Origin of the sequence: Kitasatospora sp. NBC_01246 (genome assembly GCF_036226505.1) — a bacterium.
GTDB lineage: Bacteria > Actinomycetota > Actinomycetes > Streptomycetales > Streptomycetaceae > Kitasatospora.
Genome location: NZ_CP108484.1, coordinates 5,918,321 through 5,932,255, shown reverse-complemented (window position 1 = coordinate 5,932,255; position 13,935 = coordinate 5,918,321). Strand labels below are relative to the sequence as shown.

Sequence of the window (13,935 nt, the reverse complement as noted above, 5' to 3'; positions counted from 1 at the left end):
GGAATCTCCAACCCCGATCAGACGATCGAGGCCGGGGATGTCAACATATCTGGCGTTGACTTTTGGCACGCTGTTGAGTTCTCAAGGAACGGACACTTCCTTCGGACCGCCTTCCAGCGGGCCCTCCGGGCGCTTCGTTCTTTCGTGTTTGAAGCTTATCAGATGTTTTCCGCTCCGTTTTCCGGAGTTTCATTCATCGGATTCGCATTCCGTCGCCCCTCTCGGTGCGACTCCGGAACTGTACGGGGACCGGCCCGCCACATGCAAATCGCCCCCGTCCCGGGCATCCGGGCGGGGGCGATCGAAGAGCGGTCGGCCGGCTCGGCGCCTGCTCAGCGGACCTCGGTGATCTCCGGGCCGCGGGCGAACGGGTCGAGCGCGGCGCCGCCGAAGCGGTTGCTGTCGCTCTCTCCGGCAGCGGCGGCTGCCCCGCCACCGTCGGCCACCATCTGCGCGTCCTCGGGAAGCTTCAGCACGATCGGGTCGCGCGGCGCCATCGGGGTCTCGCCACGGACGACGACGGTCTGCTGGAAGACCTGCTCCAGGATCCCGGCCATCTCCGGCTGCACCGCGGCCTGGCCCGAGATCACACCGCGCAGGAACCAGCGCGGCCCGTCGCAGCCAACGAAGCGCACCAGCTGGACACCCTGCGTGCCGTCCGGCAGCTGCACGGGGACCTGGGCCCGGAGGTGCCAGCCGAGCGGGCCCTCCTCCTCCTCGATGAGGCCGCCCTGCGAGGTGATGCCGTTGGCGATCTCCTCACGGACCTCGCCCCAGATGCCCTCGGACTTGGGAGCCGCGAAGGCCTGGAGCTGGATGGCGCTGTTGCCGAGGACCAGCGTCGCGGCCACGATCGCGTCCCCGGCCACCTCGACGCGCAGTTCCATGCCCTCGACACCGGGGACCAGCAGGCCTCCGAGGTCGACCCGGCCTTCCTCCGGCTGCTCCAGCTCGGAGTGGTCCCACGGACCGTCCGGACGCGGAGCCGGCGGCAGGCCGACCCGCTCCGCCGGGTCCAGTTCGGTCACGTTCTCGCTCTCGGCGGAACCTTCGACGTCATCGGCCGGCTCGTCGGCGCTGATGGCGTCGTCGGCGAGCTGCTCGACAGCGTCCTCGCTCTTCTGGCGACGACGGAACACGGTCACTGTCCTTCCCGGTCCAAGACCGATGCGAATACCTGCTCGGCTTCCTGCGAGGCCGCGGGCAGCCTAGACCGCGGCGTGGCCGCCGGTCGACCCGAACCCGCCCTCGGCTCGTGCCGACCCGGGCAGTTCGGCCACCTCGTGGAAGCGGGCCTTCTCGACCTGCTGGATCACCAGCTGGGCGATCCGGTCCCCTCGGCGGAAGCTGACGGCTTCGCGCGGGTCCAAGTTGACGACGATCACCTTGATCTCTCCACGGTACCCGGCATCGACCGTCCCTGGGGCGTTCACCAGAGCAACTCCGCAACGAGCTGCGAGCCCGGAGCGCGGGTGGACGAACGCCGCGTAGCCGTCCGGCAGCGCGATGGCGATGCCGGTGGGCAGGACGATCCGCTCACCGGGGGCCAGTTCGGCGTCGACGGCGGTCCGCAGATCGGCGCCCGCGTCACCGGGCTGCGCGTACGCGGGCAGCGGCAGCTCGGTGTCGATTCGCCTGATCAGGACGTCTACCGGCGGACGGGGGGTGCTGCTCAAGGGTTCACCTCAAAGGCTCGGGCGCGCTTCATCAGATCAGGGTCGTCGAGGACCTTCTCGATGTCCTCGGGACGACCGTGCTTGGTGAAGTGTTCCAGCTTCACCTGGATGAAGAGTGCCTGGGCGCGGAGCGCGACCGGGCCGTCGGGCCCGCCGATCCGCGCCTCGCCGGCGCTGTAGATCTTCCGGCCGTGCACGCCGGTGATCCAGGCGCGCAGGTGCAGCACGGAGTCGACCGGCACCGGGCGGACGAAGTCGGTCTCCAGCCGGCCGGTGACGGCCGGGGCGTGCAGCAGCCAGTTCAGCGCGCCGAGCGTCTCGTCCATCGCGGTGGTCAGCAGCCCGCCGTGGGCCAGGCCGGGGCCGCCCTGGTGGGCGGAGCGGACGGCGAACTCGGCGGTGACGTCGAGGCCCTGGCCCGCCACCGCGTCGATCCGCAGCCCGCCCGGGTGCTCCGGACCGCAGCCGAAGCAGTGCTCGTAGTGCGAGCCGAGCCGGGTGCCCGGGGCCGGGGCCTCGGGGGCGCGCGGCGGCAGGACGGCGCCCGGCGGGGGCGTGGTGGGCGAGAGCGGCAGGGGCGGCGCCGGCCGCTCGGACGGGGAGGCTGGGGCTACGGAACCGGTCACGGTTCCCAACCCTACCGACCGGTAGCCGGTCCGGGCCCGGGGGTGCCGTCCGCCGCCGGCCGTAACGGCGACCACAATGGGGGCATGTACGACGAACGCCTCACCGTGCCGCGCTCCTGGTGGTTGCTCCCGGTCGCGATCGGGCTCACGCTCGCATTGATCCTGCTGCGTCTCAGCGCGGTGGGCGCCCTGGTCGGGCTGGTGGTCGGGATCGCCGCCGGCGCCGCCGCGATCAGCAGCTACGGCTCCGCCCGGATCCGGGTGGTGCAGGGTTCCCTGGTGGCCGGCCAGGCCCGGATCCCGGTCGACGCGCTCGGCGCCGCGCACCCGCTCAGCCCCGCCGAGGCGATGGCCTGGCGCGGCCCGAAGTCGGACCCGCGCGCTTTCATGCTGCTGCGCAGCTACGTCCCGACCGCCCTGCGCGTCGAGGTCAGCGACCCGGCCGACCCGACCCCGTACCTCTACCTGTCGACGCGCTCGCCGATGAAGCTGGCCGAGGCGCTGGACGAGGCCCGGCGCGGCGCCCGCGCCTGACCCGGCTCCGTTCTCCGGACCGGATCCGGCCCGGAGAACGGAGAGGGACGGTTCCGCGATGCGGGACCGTCCCAGATGTCTCCGTACTGCACGAGCTGCTGCCACGCCGCGCAGTGCGCGGTACCGCGCCGGTACGAATCGGCGCGGTACTGCCGGTACGCCCGCCTCGACGGCCGTCGCCGGTACTGCCGTCCGGCCCCGCTGCCCGGGGCCGGAAGGGGCGGTGTGCCGGTCTCACGAGGTTCCGCGAGCCCGGGCCCATGGCCGCCCTGATACTCAGGCGCCGCAGTCCCGGCAGATCGGGTTGCCGTTCTTCTCGCTGTACAGCTGGCTGCGGTGGTGGACCAGGAAGCAGCTCATGCAGGTGAACTCGTCGGCCTGGCGCGGCAGCACCCGGACCGAGAGCTCCTCGTTCGAGAGGTCCGCGCCGGGGAGCTCAAGGCCCTCCGCCGCTTCGAACTCGTCGACGTCGACCGAGCTGGTGCTCTTCTCGTTCCGCCGGGCCTTGAGTTCCTCGATGCTGTCCTCGTTGAGGTCGTCATCGGTCTTGCGTGGGGTGTCGTAGTCAGTTGCCATGTTTTCGCTCTCCCCCTCCGGGTTGTGCGGTGTGTGCGGTATCTCCAGCGCACGTAACGCATGGGGGGCCGGTCTTGTGCCCGACCCGAGGCGGAGATTTTGCCTTACTTCAAGCCCTGTTACTCAATCGACACTCAGCCAGGGGTCCGTTGGAGTGATCCGATCGGGCGCGGGAGGCCTCACGCTGGGCCATCCCCGACCGGCGGCCGGGCCCGCCCACCGGACACGCTCAGTCATCGGAGGCCTTGCGACCACTCGATCGTTCCCTTGCTCACCAGGGCTCTCGGCCGATCCTCCCGGACCTCATCGACCCCGAACCCGGTCACGGAACGCAACCGGAGTGGCCTCGACCATGATCACGCTCCGAGACCGGCCCACCCCGTGGAGCGACACGGTGTGACCTTGCTCACGTTCCGAATCTTCCGGGGCAAACCACGGAAAATCCACCCAACAGGAACGGCCGGGTCCACGGCCCGGCGCGTCCTGCGGTTCGTGTCCGGCTGCTACTGGGCGGCCTTGCGGGCGGCCCGGCGGGCCAGCAGGGCGGCCTGCCGCTCGTCGAACTTGGTCGCCTGCGCGTCCAGCCCCCCGAGGAAGACGCCGAGCTCGTCCTGGGCCCGCAGACCGACCGGACCGAGGCCGCCGACCTCCATCACCTTGAGGTGGCGCAGCACCGGCTGCAGCACGTCGTCGTGGTGGATGCGCAGGTTGTAGACGCCGCCGATGGCGATCTGGGCGGCGGCCCGCTCGAAGCCGGGGATGCCGTGGCCGGGCATCCGGAAGTCGGTGACCACGTCGGCGATCGCGCGCATGGCCTGGTCGGGGGCGATCTCCAGGGCGGCCTTCAGCAGGTTGCGGTAGAAGACCATGTGCAGGTTCTCGTCGTTGGCGATCTTCGCGAGCAGCTGGTCGCAGAGCGGGTCGCCGGCGGAGTGGCCGGTGTTGCGGTGCGAGATCCGGGTGGCCAGCTCCTGGAAGGCCACGTAGGCGACCGAGTGCAGCATGCTGTGCGAGTTGTCGGACTCGAAGCCCTCCGACATGTGGCTCATCCGGGCCCGCTCGAGCTCGTTCGGGTCCACGGCCCGGGTGGCGAGCAGGTAGTCGCGGATGGCTATGCCGTGCCGGCCCTCCTCGGCCGTCCAGCGGTGCACCCAGGTGCCCCAGGCGCCCTCGCGGCCGAACATGGTGGCGATCTCGTGGTGGTAGCTGGGGAGGTTGTCCTCGGTCAGCAGGTTGACCACCAGCGCCACCCGGCCGAGCGGGGTCACCTGCGACTGCTCCAGCGACCAGGGCTCCCCGCCCAGCACACCGTCGAAGTCGCGGCCCTGGCTCCACGGGACGAACTCGTGGGGCATCCAGTCCTTGGCGACCTTCAGGTGGCGGTTGAGCTCGGTCTCCACCACCTCTTCGAGGGCCATGATCAGCCGCGCATCGGTCCAGGCGCTGGAACCGGTCGGGGCGGTGCGCTGCACGGGGGCGATGGTCACGTGTGTTGCTCCAGGGGGACGGGCACGCGCGGGACGGGCGCGTTGGGCGGGCACGTCGGGGACACCGAAGTCGGGACGCACTTACGGTTGCGTAGGTTACGACACCGTAAGTTGCTCGGACCGGAAATGACAAGCCGCCCCCGCCAGGCCTTATGTCGTCTTGACGGGCCTGGCGGGGGCGGCGGGATCGGTCAGCGCACGGAGCGCGGGTGGGACGGGCGGCGCAGCGGGGGCGAGACGGGCCTGTGGGGGTGCTCAGGCCGCCGGGATCCGGACCCGCATGGTGAGGCCGCCACCGGAGCGCGGGGTGGCCTCGATGGTGCCTCCGTGCGCCCGGACCACCGAGCGGACGATGGACAGGCCGAGTCCGACACCCTTGTCGCTGCGGGTGCGGTCGGCGCCCTTGACCCGGCGGAACGGCTCGAAGATGTGCTCCAGCTCGTAGCCGGGGACCACCGGGCCGGTGTTGGACACCACCAGCTCGCCGCCGCCGGGCACCTCGGCGGTGGCGATCTCGACCCAGCCGTCGGCGGAGTTGTAGCGCACGGCGTTCTGCAGCAGGTTGAGCGCGATCCGCTCCAGCAGCACGCCGTTGCCGGAGACCACGGCCGGGTTCAGGGTGGCGCGCAGCTCGACCTCGCGCCGGTCGGCCTCGGCGCGGGTCTGCACCAGGGCGCGGGTGGCGACCTCGGAGAGCTCCACCGGCCGGCGGTCGGTGAGCTCGTTGTCGCTGCGGGCGAGCAGCAGCAGGCCCTCCACCAGTTGCTCGCTGCGCTCGTTGGTGGCCAGCAGGGTCTTGCCGAGCTGCTGGAGGTCGGCCGAGGCGGCCGGGTCGGAGAGCTGGACCTCCAGCAGGGTCCGGTTGATCGCCAGCGGGGTGCGCAGCTCGTGCGAGGCGTTGGCGACGAAGCGGCGCTGGGAGTCGAAGGAGCGGTCCAGCCGGTCGAGCATGTCGTCGAAGGTGTCGGCGAGCTCCTTGAGCTCGTCGTCCGGCCCGTCGAGCTCGATCCGCCGGTGCAGGTCGGACGAGGCCACCTCGCGCGCGGTGCGGGTGATCCGCCCGAGCGGGCGCAGCACCCGGCCGGCCATCGCGTAGCCGGCGGCGAAGGCGATCACGGCGAGGCAGACCAGCACCGTGAGGGCCTTGCGCAGCAGCGTGTTGAGGGCCGCGTTGGAGGCGACCTCGTGCCGGCTGGCGAGGTACTGGTTGAACTGCTCGCTGCTCATCGGCACGCCGTTGACGGTGATGTCCTTGCCGAACAGGAAGGGCGGCGGCTGGACGTCGTGCAGGGCCTGCCGGACGAAGAAGTACATCAGCAGCAGCAGGACGACGCCGGCCATCAGGAACATGCCGCCGTAGAGCAGGGTGAGGCGGATCCGGATGGTCGGGCGGAACGGCAGCCAGGCGAGCATCCCGTCGCCGGGCACGTAGGTGTCGCGCGACGCGTGGTGGAGCAGGGGCGCCCGCGGTGCGTGCGCGGGCTTCGGCGGCACGGGCCCGGGCGGTACGGCGCGCGGGCCGCCGGCGGGCGCGCCGGAGGGCCCGCCGGCCGGGGGCGGGGTGGTCATGATCGTCCTCTCGGGGCGTCCGCCGGGGCGGTCGCGTGGTGGGGGTGGGGCCCGCGGGTGTCCGGCCGGAGCCGGTCAGATCCGGTAGCCGGAGCCCGGCACGGTGACGATCACCGGCGGGTCGCCGAGCTTGCGGCGCAGCGTCATCACGGTGACGCGCACGACGTTGGTGAACGGGTCGGTGTGCTCGTCCCAGGCCTTCTCCAGGAGCTGCTCGGCGGAGACCACGGCGCCGCCGGCCCGCATCAGCACCTCCAGGACGGCGAACTCCTTGGGAGCGAGCTGGACGGGCCGCCCGTCGCGGATCACCTCGCGGCGGCCGGGGTCGACGGAGATGCCGGCGCGCTCCAGCACCGGCGGCAGCGGGACGGTCGCGCGGCGGCCCAGCGCCCTTACCCGGGCGACGAGTTCACTGAAGGCGAAGGGCTTGGGGAGGTAGTCGTCCGCACCGATCTCCAGACCCTCGACCCGGTCGCTGATGTCGCCGGAGGCGGTCAGCATGATCACCCGGGTGGCCAGGCCCTGGTCGACCACGCTGCGGCAGACGTCGTCGCCGTGGACCAGTGGCAGGTCCCGGTCGAGCACCACCACGTCGTAGTCGTTGACCGCGATGCGCTGGAGCGCGGCCTCCCCGTCGTACACCACGTCGACGGCCATCGCCTCGCGGCGCAAGCCGGTGGCGACGGCCTCGGCGAGCAGCTGCTCGTCCTCGACGACGAGAACCCGCACGGTCGTTGTCCCTTCTCCAGGCCGGCCCCGGAAGCGGACGCGCGGCTCCGACGGTGCCTCCATCCTGCCTGGTCGTGCGGTAAAGCAGCGATAAGCTGCCCCGGAGGCAGGAGCGCCCGGGGGCGCGACCGCCGCCGCGACGACGGCCTCCGTCCCGATTCGTGCCGGGAACACTCCGCTTGGACTGTGACACGGGCAACTTTCTCGCCCGGGGAGGTTTCCCCGACCAGGGGCTGGGGAGGACAGCTGCACACCCGCGATCCGGCTGACGGCCGATCGCACCCACCCGCCGTGCGTTCATCCGCGCCGGCCCTGGGGCTGGGGCGTCACCGGGAGCGGCCGAGGGCCGTCTCCGCGCCCGACCGGAGATCACGACCCACCGGATCGGACGCTTCCGCTGGCTACCACGATCCTGGGGCGGGGGACGCACGAACGTGCACGTCCGACACAGTAAGGGGGCCCGTATGGACGCCTTCACCGCCGGAATCCTGCAGCGCATAGCCAACGCCGAGCAGGACCTGCACCGCGCGATCGAGGCCGGGGACGAGTTCCTCGCCGAGGTGGAGCAGTCCGAGCTGGACGACCTCCGCCGACTCGCCGCCGAACACGGCGTCGACACGGTGCTGGAGCGCCACCGCAGCGCTGCCTGACCGACCTGCCGACCCGACGCCGGACTCCGGCACCAGCGGCCCTGTGGGGGCCGTGCGAAACCTCAAGCCCTGGCATTCCCCGTATGCCAGGGCTCTTCGCTGCCCGGACACCGGCCGGGGGGCCGGGTTCCGCACCACCGCGGACACCGGCCCCCGGCCGGGGCGGGTCAGTCGGCCCAGGCGCGCAGCCGCGCCAGCCGCTCCTGGAGCGGCTCGTAGACCCCGGGCGCGGCCGCGACGGTCAGCTCGCCGTCCGGCCCCTCGCCGGGGCGGCCGCCGACCAGGGCGCCGGCCTCGGTGGCGATCAGACAGCCGGCCGCGCGGTCCCAGGGGGCCAGTCCGCGCTCGTAGTAGCCGTCCAGGCGCCCGGCCGCGACGTCGCACAGGTCCACGGCGGCGGCGCCGCCGCGCCGGATGTCACGGACTTCCGGCATCAGCGCGAGCAGCACCTCGGCCTGCCGGACGCGCACCGCCTGCACGTAGTTGAAGCCGGTGCCGATCAGCGCCTGCCCCCACGGCGGGGCCGGGCGGGCCGACACCGGCCGGCCGTCCAGCCGGGCGCCCCGGCCCAGCACCGCCTCGAAGAGCTCCCCGCGCGCGGGGGCGTAGACCACGCCGACGACCGCCCGGCCGTCCAGCTCGGCGGCCACGCTGACGGCCCAGGAGGGCAGCCCGTAGAGGTAGTTGACGGTGCCGTCGAGCGGGTCGACGACCCACCGGACCCCGCTGGTGCCGGGCCGCTCGGACCCCTCCTCGCCGAGGTAGCCGTCGTCCGGGCGGCGGGCGGCGATCAGCTCCAGGAGGAGCTTCTCGGAGGCGAGGTCCATCTCGGTCACCACGTCGACCGGGCTGCTCTTGGTGCCCGCGACCCCCAGGTCGGCGGGCCGGCTGTCGCGCAGCAGGGCGCCGGCCCGGCGGGCGGCGTCCAGGGCGACGTCGAGCAGTTCGTCCAGCAGGGCGGCGGGCGGGGCGGCGGGTCCGGGGCTGGGCACGGGGTCTCCTCGGTGCGGGGTCAGCGCTCGGCGGCGGCCGGGCGGGGGGCGCGCGGGTTCGGGCAGCAGGCCACCGCGCACACGTCGTGGCTGGGGCCGAGCGCGCCGAGGGCGCAGCGGGTCACGGGCGCGCCGCGTTCGGCGGCGGCCCGCTCCAGGACCAGTTCCCGCACGGCGGCGGTGAACCGGGGGTCGGCACCGACGGTGGCCGCCCGGGCGACGGGCAGGCCGAGCTCGGCGGCCTTCGCCACCGCCTCGGTGTCCAGGTCGTACTTGACCTCCATGTGGTCGGAGACGAAGCCGATCGGGACCATCACGACGGCGGGCGCGCCCTGCGCGTGCTGCGCCTCCAGGTGGTCGCAGATGTCGGGCTCCAGCCACGGGGTCTGCGGGGCGCCGCTGCGGCTCTGGAAGACCAGCTCCCAGGGGCGGTCGGCGACCCCGGTCCGCTCGGCGACGGCCGCCGCGATCAGCCCGGCGACGTCCAGGTGCTGGGCGACGTACGCGCCGCCCGGCCGGCCCCGGGCCGGGTCGTCCGGTGCGCCGGAGGTCTGCGCCATGGTGTCGGGGACGGAGTGCGTGGTGAACGCCAGCCGGGCACCGGCCCGCACCGCCTCGGGCAGCCGCGCCAGCGCGGCCAGCGTGGCGTCGATCATCGGCTCGACGAAGCCGGGGTGGTTGTAGAAGTGCCGGAGCTTGTCGACCCGGAGTCCGGACAGCCCCTCCTCGGCGAGCCGGGCCAGCGCGTCGGCGAGGTTCTCCCGGTACTGGCGGCAGCCGGAGTAGCCGGCGTAGGCGCTGGTGGCGAGGACGGCGACACGGCGGTGCCCGTCGGCGGCGAGCTCGCGCAGGGCGTCGGTCAGGTAGGGCGCCCAGTTGCGGTTGCCCCAGTAGACCGGGAGGTCCAGCCCGTGCTCGGCGAAGTCCTTGCGCAGCGCGGCGAGCAGCTCGCGGTTCTGCTCGTTGATCGGGCTCACGCCGCCGAACATGAAGTAGTGCTTGCCCACCTCCTTGAGCCGCTCCTTGGGGATGCCGCGTCCCCTGGTGACGTTCTCCAGGAAGGGGACGACGTCCTCGGGGGCCTCGGGCCCGCCGAAGGAGAGCAGGAGCAGGGCGTCGTAGGGAGCGGCCCCGGTGGGTGAGGGATTGCGCACGTCGGACATGGGACCGATCCTGCCATTGAGGGGCCGGACCGCGACGCCGGGATCGCACCGGTGTCCGGAAAATACGGTTTGCCAAGGTACGTAAGCTGTGTAGTCCAGCCTCGTTCCTTACTCCTGCGGAGCTCCCGTGCTGTCCAGCTACCGCCAGATATTCGCCGCCCCCGGCACTCTGGCCTTTTCCACCACCGGCTTCGTCTCCCGGCTCCCGATCTCGATGACCGGCATCGGCATCGTGACCATGCTCTCCCAGCTGAGAGGCTCCTACGGGGTGGCGGGCCTGGTCTCGGCGACGCTGGCGGTGTCCGCGGCCGTGCTCGGGCCGCAGGTCTCCCGGCTGGTGGACCGCCACGGACAGCGCCGGATCGTCCTGCCGGCCACCGCGGTCACCGTGCTGGCCGCCGTCGGCCTGCTGCTCTGCGCCCGGCTGGAGGCACCGGACTGGACGCTGTTCCTCTTCGCCGCGGGGATGGGCGTGATGCCGAGCACCGGCGCGATGGTCCGCGCCCGCTGGGCCCACCTCTACCGGGACGACGCGCCCAAGCTGCACACCGCGTACTCCTTCGAGGCCGTGGTCGACGAGATCTGTTTCATCGTCGGCCCGATCCTCTCGATCGGCCTGGCCACCGCCGTCTTCCCGGAGGCCGGGGTCCTGCTCGCCGGGCTCTTCCTCATGGTCGGCGTGGTGCTGTTCGCCGGGCAGCGCTCCACCGAGCCCCCGGTCCACCCGGCCGCCCGGCACGCCGGCAGCTCGGTGATCCGCAACCGCGGCCTCCAGGTGCTGATCCTGACCTTCGTCGCGACCGGGGCGATCTTCGGCTCGGTCGAGGTCGTCACCGTCGCCTTCTCCGAGGCCCAGGGCCACAAGTCCGTCGCCAGCGTGATCCTGGCCCTGTGGGCGTTCGGCTCCTGCCTGGCCGGCGTGGTGTTCGGCACCCTCCGGCTCAAGGGCTCGATGGCCGCCCGGTTCTTCGGCGGCGTCCTGTTCATGGCCGTCAGCATGGTGCCGCTGCTGCTGGCCGCCGAGTCCGTGCGGGGCGTGGGCGGACTGATCGCGGTCGGCGCCGCCCTGCTGGTCGCCGGCATCGCCATCTCCCCCACCCTGATCACCGCGATGGCCCTGGTCGAACGGCTCGTCCCGGCCTCCCAGCTCACCGAGGGCATGACCTGGACCACCACCGGGCTCGCCCTCGGCGTCGCCCTCGGCTCCTCGGCCGGCGGCTGGGTGGTGGACGCCTCCGGCGCCGCCGCCGGATACTGGGTGCCGGTGACCGCCGGGGTGTTCGGCGTACTGACCGCCCTGGTCGGCCTGCGGCGCCTCGGAACGGGCCTGGCCGCCGCCTCGGCCGGGCAGCCGGCCGCCGAGACCGTAGACCTCGAACGGTGAACTGACTACTCTCCTGCCTACTCGCGGGTCCTACCCGCGGGTAGGGACACCCGGGCGGCCCCCACCGCCCGGGAGCGCGCCGACACCGTTCGGCCACGGAGCAGGAGGCACCGCATGCCCCAGGCCAGTACCGCACCCCGTACCCGCTGGACCAACTGGGCCGGGAACCAGAGCGCGCACCCCGCCAAGGTGGTCACGCCCGGCACGGCGGAGGAACTGGCCAAGGAGATCACCCGGGCCGCGGACCAGGGGCAGGGCGTCAAGGCGGTCGGCTCCGGCCACTCCTTCACCGCGATCGCCTCGGCCGAGGGCGGCGTCCTGGTCCGCCCCTACGCGATGACCGCCGTCCGCGCCATCGACCGCGAGGCCGGGACCGTCACCGTCGAGGGCGGCCTCCCGCTCGCCCGGCTCAACCGCGTGCTGGCCGCGGCCGGCCTCTCGCTCACCAACATGGGTGACATCGAGGTGCAGACGGTGGCCGGCGCGACCAGCACCGGCACCCACGGCACCGGCCGGGACTCCGGCTCGCTCGCCGCCCAGATCCGCGCCCTGGAGATCGTCCTCGCCGACGGCAGCGTCCGGCACTGCTCGCCCACCGAGGACCCGCGGCTCTTCCACGGCGCCCGGCTCGGCCTCGGCGCCCTCGGCGTGATCACCGCGGTGACCCTCGCCGTCGAACCGGCCTTCCTGCTCACCGCCCACGAGCAGCCGATGCGCTTCGACGAGGTGCTCGACCGGCTCGACGACCTCACCGCGGTGAACGAGCACTTCGAGTTCTACTGGTTCCCGCACACCGACCGCTGCTCCACCAAGCGCAACAACCGCAGCCAGGGCCCGGCCGCCCCGCTGCCCCGCTTCAAGAGCTGGCTGGAGGACGACTTCCTCTCCAACACGGTCTGGGAGGGCGCCTGCCGGGTCGGCCGGCGCTTCCCCCGCAGCGTCCCGACCATCGCCTCGCTGGCCAGCCGCGCCTGGTCGGACCGCAGCTACACCGACACCGCCCACAAGGTGTTCACCAGCCCGCGCAAGGTCCGCTTCACCGAGATGGAGTACGCGGTGCCGCGCGAGGAGCTGGCCGGGGTGCTGCGCGAGCTCAAGGCCATGATCGAGCGCTCCGACTGGCGGATCAGCTTCCCCGTCGAGGTCCGGTTCGCCCCCGCCGACGACCTCTGGCTCTCCACCGCGAGCGGCCGGGACACCGCCTACATCGCCGTCCACCTCTACCGGGGCACCGCCGAGCAGGGCTACTTCACCGAGGTGGAGAAGCTGATGACCGCCCACCGGGGCCGGCCGCACTGGGGCAAGCTGCACACCCGCGACGCCGGCTACCTCGCCGAGGTCTACCCGCACTTCGCCGACTTCACCGCGTTGCGCGACGAGGTCGACCCGCGGCGGGTCTTCGGCAACGACTACCTGCGGCGGGTCCTGGGCGCCTGACCGCCCTCAGCCGGCGGCCGGCCCGGTCGGCGCGCCGCTCGGGGCGGGCGGGGCCGGGGTCGCCGACCCGGCCGGCTTCGACGCGCTCCCGGTCGGCGCGGACGACCCGCCGGACGGACCTCCGGACGGACTGGCGGACGGGCTGGCGGACGGACCGGTGGACGGACCCGCGGAGGGCGACCCGGACGGCGTCCCGCTCGGACCCGCCGAGGGCGAGGCCGTACCGCCGCTCCCCGCACTCGGGCTCCCGCCAGGGGTCGCCGGCTCCGAGGCCGCACCACCACTCCCGGCCGACGGTGAGGGCGAAGCACCGCCGGTGCCCCGCGACGGCCCGCCCGAGTGATCGCCCGTCGGCGGGTCGGCCGGCTTGGGGGCGACCGTGCCGCCCAGTGAGGTGCCGCTGCCCGACTCCCCCTTCACCGTCGCCGAGACCGGCTGCCCGGTCGCCAACTCGAAGGCGAGTATCGGCATCATCGCCAACACGAAGACCAACGCGGACACCGCCCCGTACGACTTCCAGGTCCAGCGCCGGCGCGCCCGCACCACCCGGGGTTCGTTCCACGCCGGGGAGATCACCGGCCCCCGCGTGTCGGAATCCGGCACCTGGCGCAGCCCGTTCACCACCGGCCCCGGGCCAGTGCGGTCCACCGCCCCGCGCAGTTGCTCACCGGTGCGCCGGAAGAGGTGCTGGAACACCGCACCGCCGGTGGTCGCGCCGACGCTGACCACGGCCGCGCCCAGAATGGTTCCGTAGACGCCGAGTTCGGAGGCGAGCAGGGCGCCCACCACGGTGGCCAGCGCACTCGCCGCGACCTGAGCCACACTCAGGTCAATTCGCCTGCGACCTTCCTTGCCGCCCTCCTCGGCGGGCTTCTGCTCCGGCATCGACATCCCTCGGTCAGTACGACTGGTCTTCGAACAAGTCACTCCATCTTGCCCAAAGAAGGACACAAGGGTCGAAAATGCGGTTCTGTGCGGGGGATATATGTGAAGATGATCACCGTGCATCGGCCGGCCGTCGGCCATTGGGGGTGCGCGCTCTTGAGATTCCCGTGAATCGCGGGAGACTTGAGCGGCGAGCCGCCCCTTTGGATGCCACGAATGGAGTACTG

Annotated in this window: 14 protein-coding genes; 4 read left to right on the top strand and 10 right to left on the bottom strand. The window is 72.8% G+C overall.

From position 1 onward, the window contains the following. Window positions 1–332: 332 nt before the first annotated feature. The 3 genes from OG618_RS25725 to OG618_RS25715 all read right to left on the bottom strand — a co-directional run bounded on the left by OG618_RS25725 (window position 333) and on the right by OG618_RS25715 (window position 2,251). Window positions 333–1,139 carry a DUF3710 domain-containing protein gene (locus OG618_RS25725; protein WP_329489901.1) on the bottom strand — a complete coding sequence of 269 codons (807 nt, stop codon included), beginning with the start codon at window positions 1,137–1,139 and terminating at the stop codon, window positions 333–335. Between the two features lie 69 nt (window positions 1,140–1,208). Then, window positions 1,209–1,676 carry a dUTP diphosphatase gene (gene dut, locus OG618_RS25720; RefSeq protein WP_329489900.1) on the bottom strand — a complete coding sequence of 156 codons (468 nt, stop codon included), beginning with the start codon at window positions 1,674–1,676 and terminating at the stop codon, window positions 1,209–1,211. Further along, a complete protein-coding gene (locus tag OG618_RS25715; RefSeq protein ID WP_329492274.1) occupies window positions 1,673–2,251 on the bottom strand; it encodes a PaaI family thioesterase in 579 nt (192 codons plus the stop codon). Before OG618_RS25715 ends, dut begins: the two co-directional genes overlap by 4 nt. A gap of 135 nt (window positions 2,252–2,386) precedes the next feature. On the opposite strand from OG618_RS25715, the gene OG618_RS25710 reads away from it, so the two are divergent. Further along, window positions 2,387–2,836, top strand: coding sequence for a DUF3093 domain-containing protein (locus OG618_RS25710; RefSeq protein ID WP_329489899.1), 450 nt, complete (start codon window positions 2,387–2,389; stop codon window positions 2,834–2,836). A gap of 276 nt (window positions 2,837–3,112) precedes the next feature. Here OG618_RS25710 and OG618_RS25705 read toward each other — a convergent pair whose 3' ends face one another. From OG618_RS25705 to OG618_RS25690, 4 genes are all read right to left on the bottom strand, one after another. After that, window positions 3,113–3,412 carry a DUF4193 domain-containing protein gene (locus OG618_RS25705; protein WP_073924890.1) on the bottom strand — a complete coding sequence of 100 codons (300 nt, stop codon included), beginning with the start codon at window positions 3,410–3,412 and terminating at the stop codon, window positions 3,113–3,115. Between the two features lie 503 nt (window positions 3,413–3,915). After that, window positions 3,916–4,899, bottom strand: coding sequence for an acyl-ACP desaturase (locus OG618_RS25700; protein ID WP_329489898.1), 984 nt, complete (start codon window positions 4,897–4,899; stop codon window positions 3,916–3,918). 255 nt (window positions 4,900–5,154) lie between these two features. Next, window positions 5,155–6,468 (bottom strand): sensor histidine kinase, encoded by a 1,314-nt coding sequence (locus OG618_RS25695; protein ID WP_380388621.1) that lies wholly within the window; start codon window positions 6,466–6,468, stop codon window positions 5,155–5,157. A gap of 75 nt (window positions 6,469–6,543) precedes the next feature. Beyond that, window positions 6,544–7,197: a response regulator transcription factor gene (locus OG618_RS25690; protein ID WP_329489897.1), complete on the bottom strand. Its 654-nt coding sequence runs from the start codon at window positions 7,195–7,197 to the stop codon at window positions 6,544–6,546. 464 nt (window positions 7,198–7,661) lie between these two features. On the opposite strand from OG618_RS25690, the gene OG618_RS25685 reads away from it, so the two are divergent. Next, complete coding sequence (locus tag OG618_RS25685) at window positions 7,662–7,847, top strand: hypothetical protein (RefSeq protein ID WP_329489896.1); 186 nt, start codon at window positions 7,662–7,664, stop codon at window positions 7,845–7,847. 167 nt (window positions 7,848–8,014) lie between these two features. On the opposite strand, the gene OG618_RS25680 is transcribed toward OG618_RS25685, so the two are convergent. Continuing rightward, the gene (locus tag OG618_RS25680; protein ID WP_329489895.1) at window positions 8,015–8,839 is read right to left on the bottom strand and encodes an inositol monophosphatase family protein; all 825 of its coding nucleotides are present in this window, start codon (window positions 8,837–8,839) and stop codon (window positions 8,015–8,017) included. 20 nt (window positions 8,840–8,859) lie between these two features. Next, window positions 8,860–10,002, bottom strand: coding sequence for a ferrochelatase (locus OG618_RS25675; protein ID WP_329489894.1), 1,143 nt, complete (start codon window positions 10,000–10,002; stop codon window positions 8,860–8,862). A 127-nt stretch (window positions 10,003–10,129) separates the two neighbouring features. Here OG618_RS25675 and OG618_RS25670 point away from each other — a divergent pair, with 127 nt between their 5' ends. Both OG618_RS25670 and OG618_RS25665 read left to right on the top strand, forming a co-directional pair. Then, complete coding sequence (locus OG618_RS25670; protein WP_329489893.1) at window positions 10,130–11,386, top strand: MFS transporter; 1,257 nt, start codon at window positions 10,130–10,132, stop codon at window positions 11,384–11,386. A gap of 114 nt (window positions 11,387–11,500) precedes the next feature. After that, window positions 11,501–12,823: a D-arabinono-1,4-lactone oxidase gene (locus OG618_RS25665; RefSeq protein ID WP_329489892.1), complete on the top strand. Its 1,323-nt coding sequence runs from the start codon at window positions 11,501–11,503 to the stop codon at window positions 12,821–12,823. A gap of 6 nt (window positions 12,824–12,829) precedes the next feature. On the opposite strand, the gene OG618_RS25660 is transcribed toward OG618_RS25665, so the two are convergent. Then, window positions 12,830–13,708: a hypothetical protein gene (locus tag OG618_RS25660; RefSeq protein ID WP_329489891.1), complete on the bottom strand. Its 879-nt coding sequence runs from the start codon at window positions 13,706–13,708 to the stop codon at window positions 12,830–12,832. Window positions 13,709–13,935 lie beyond the last annotated feature (227 nt).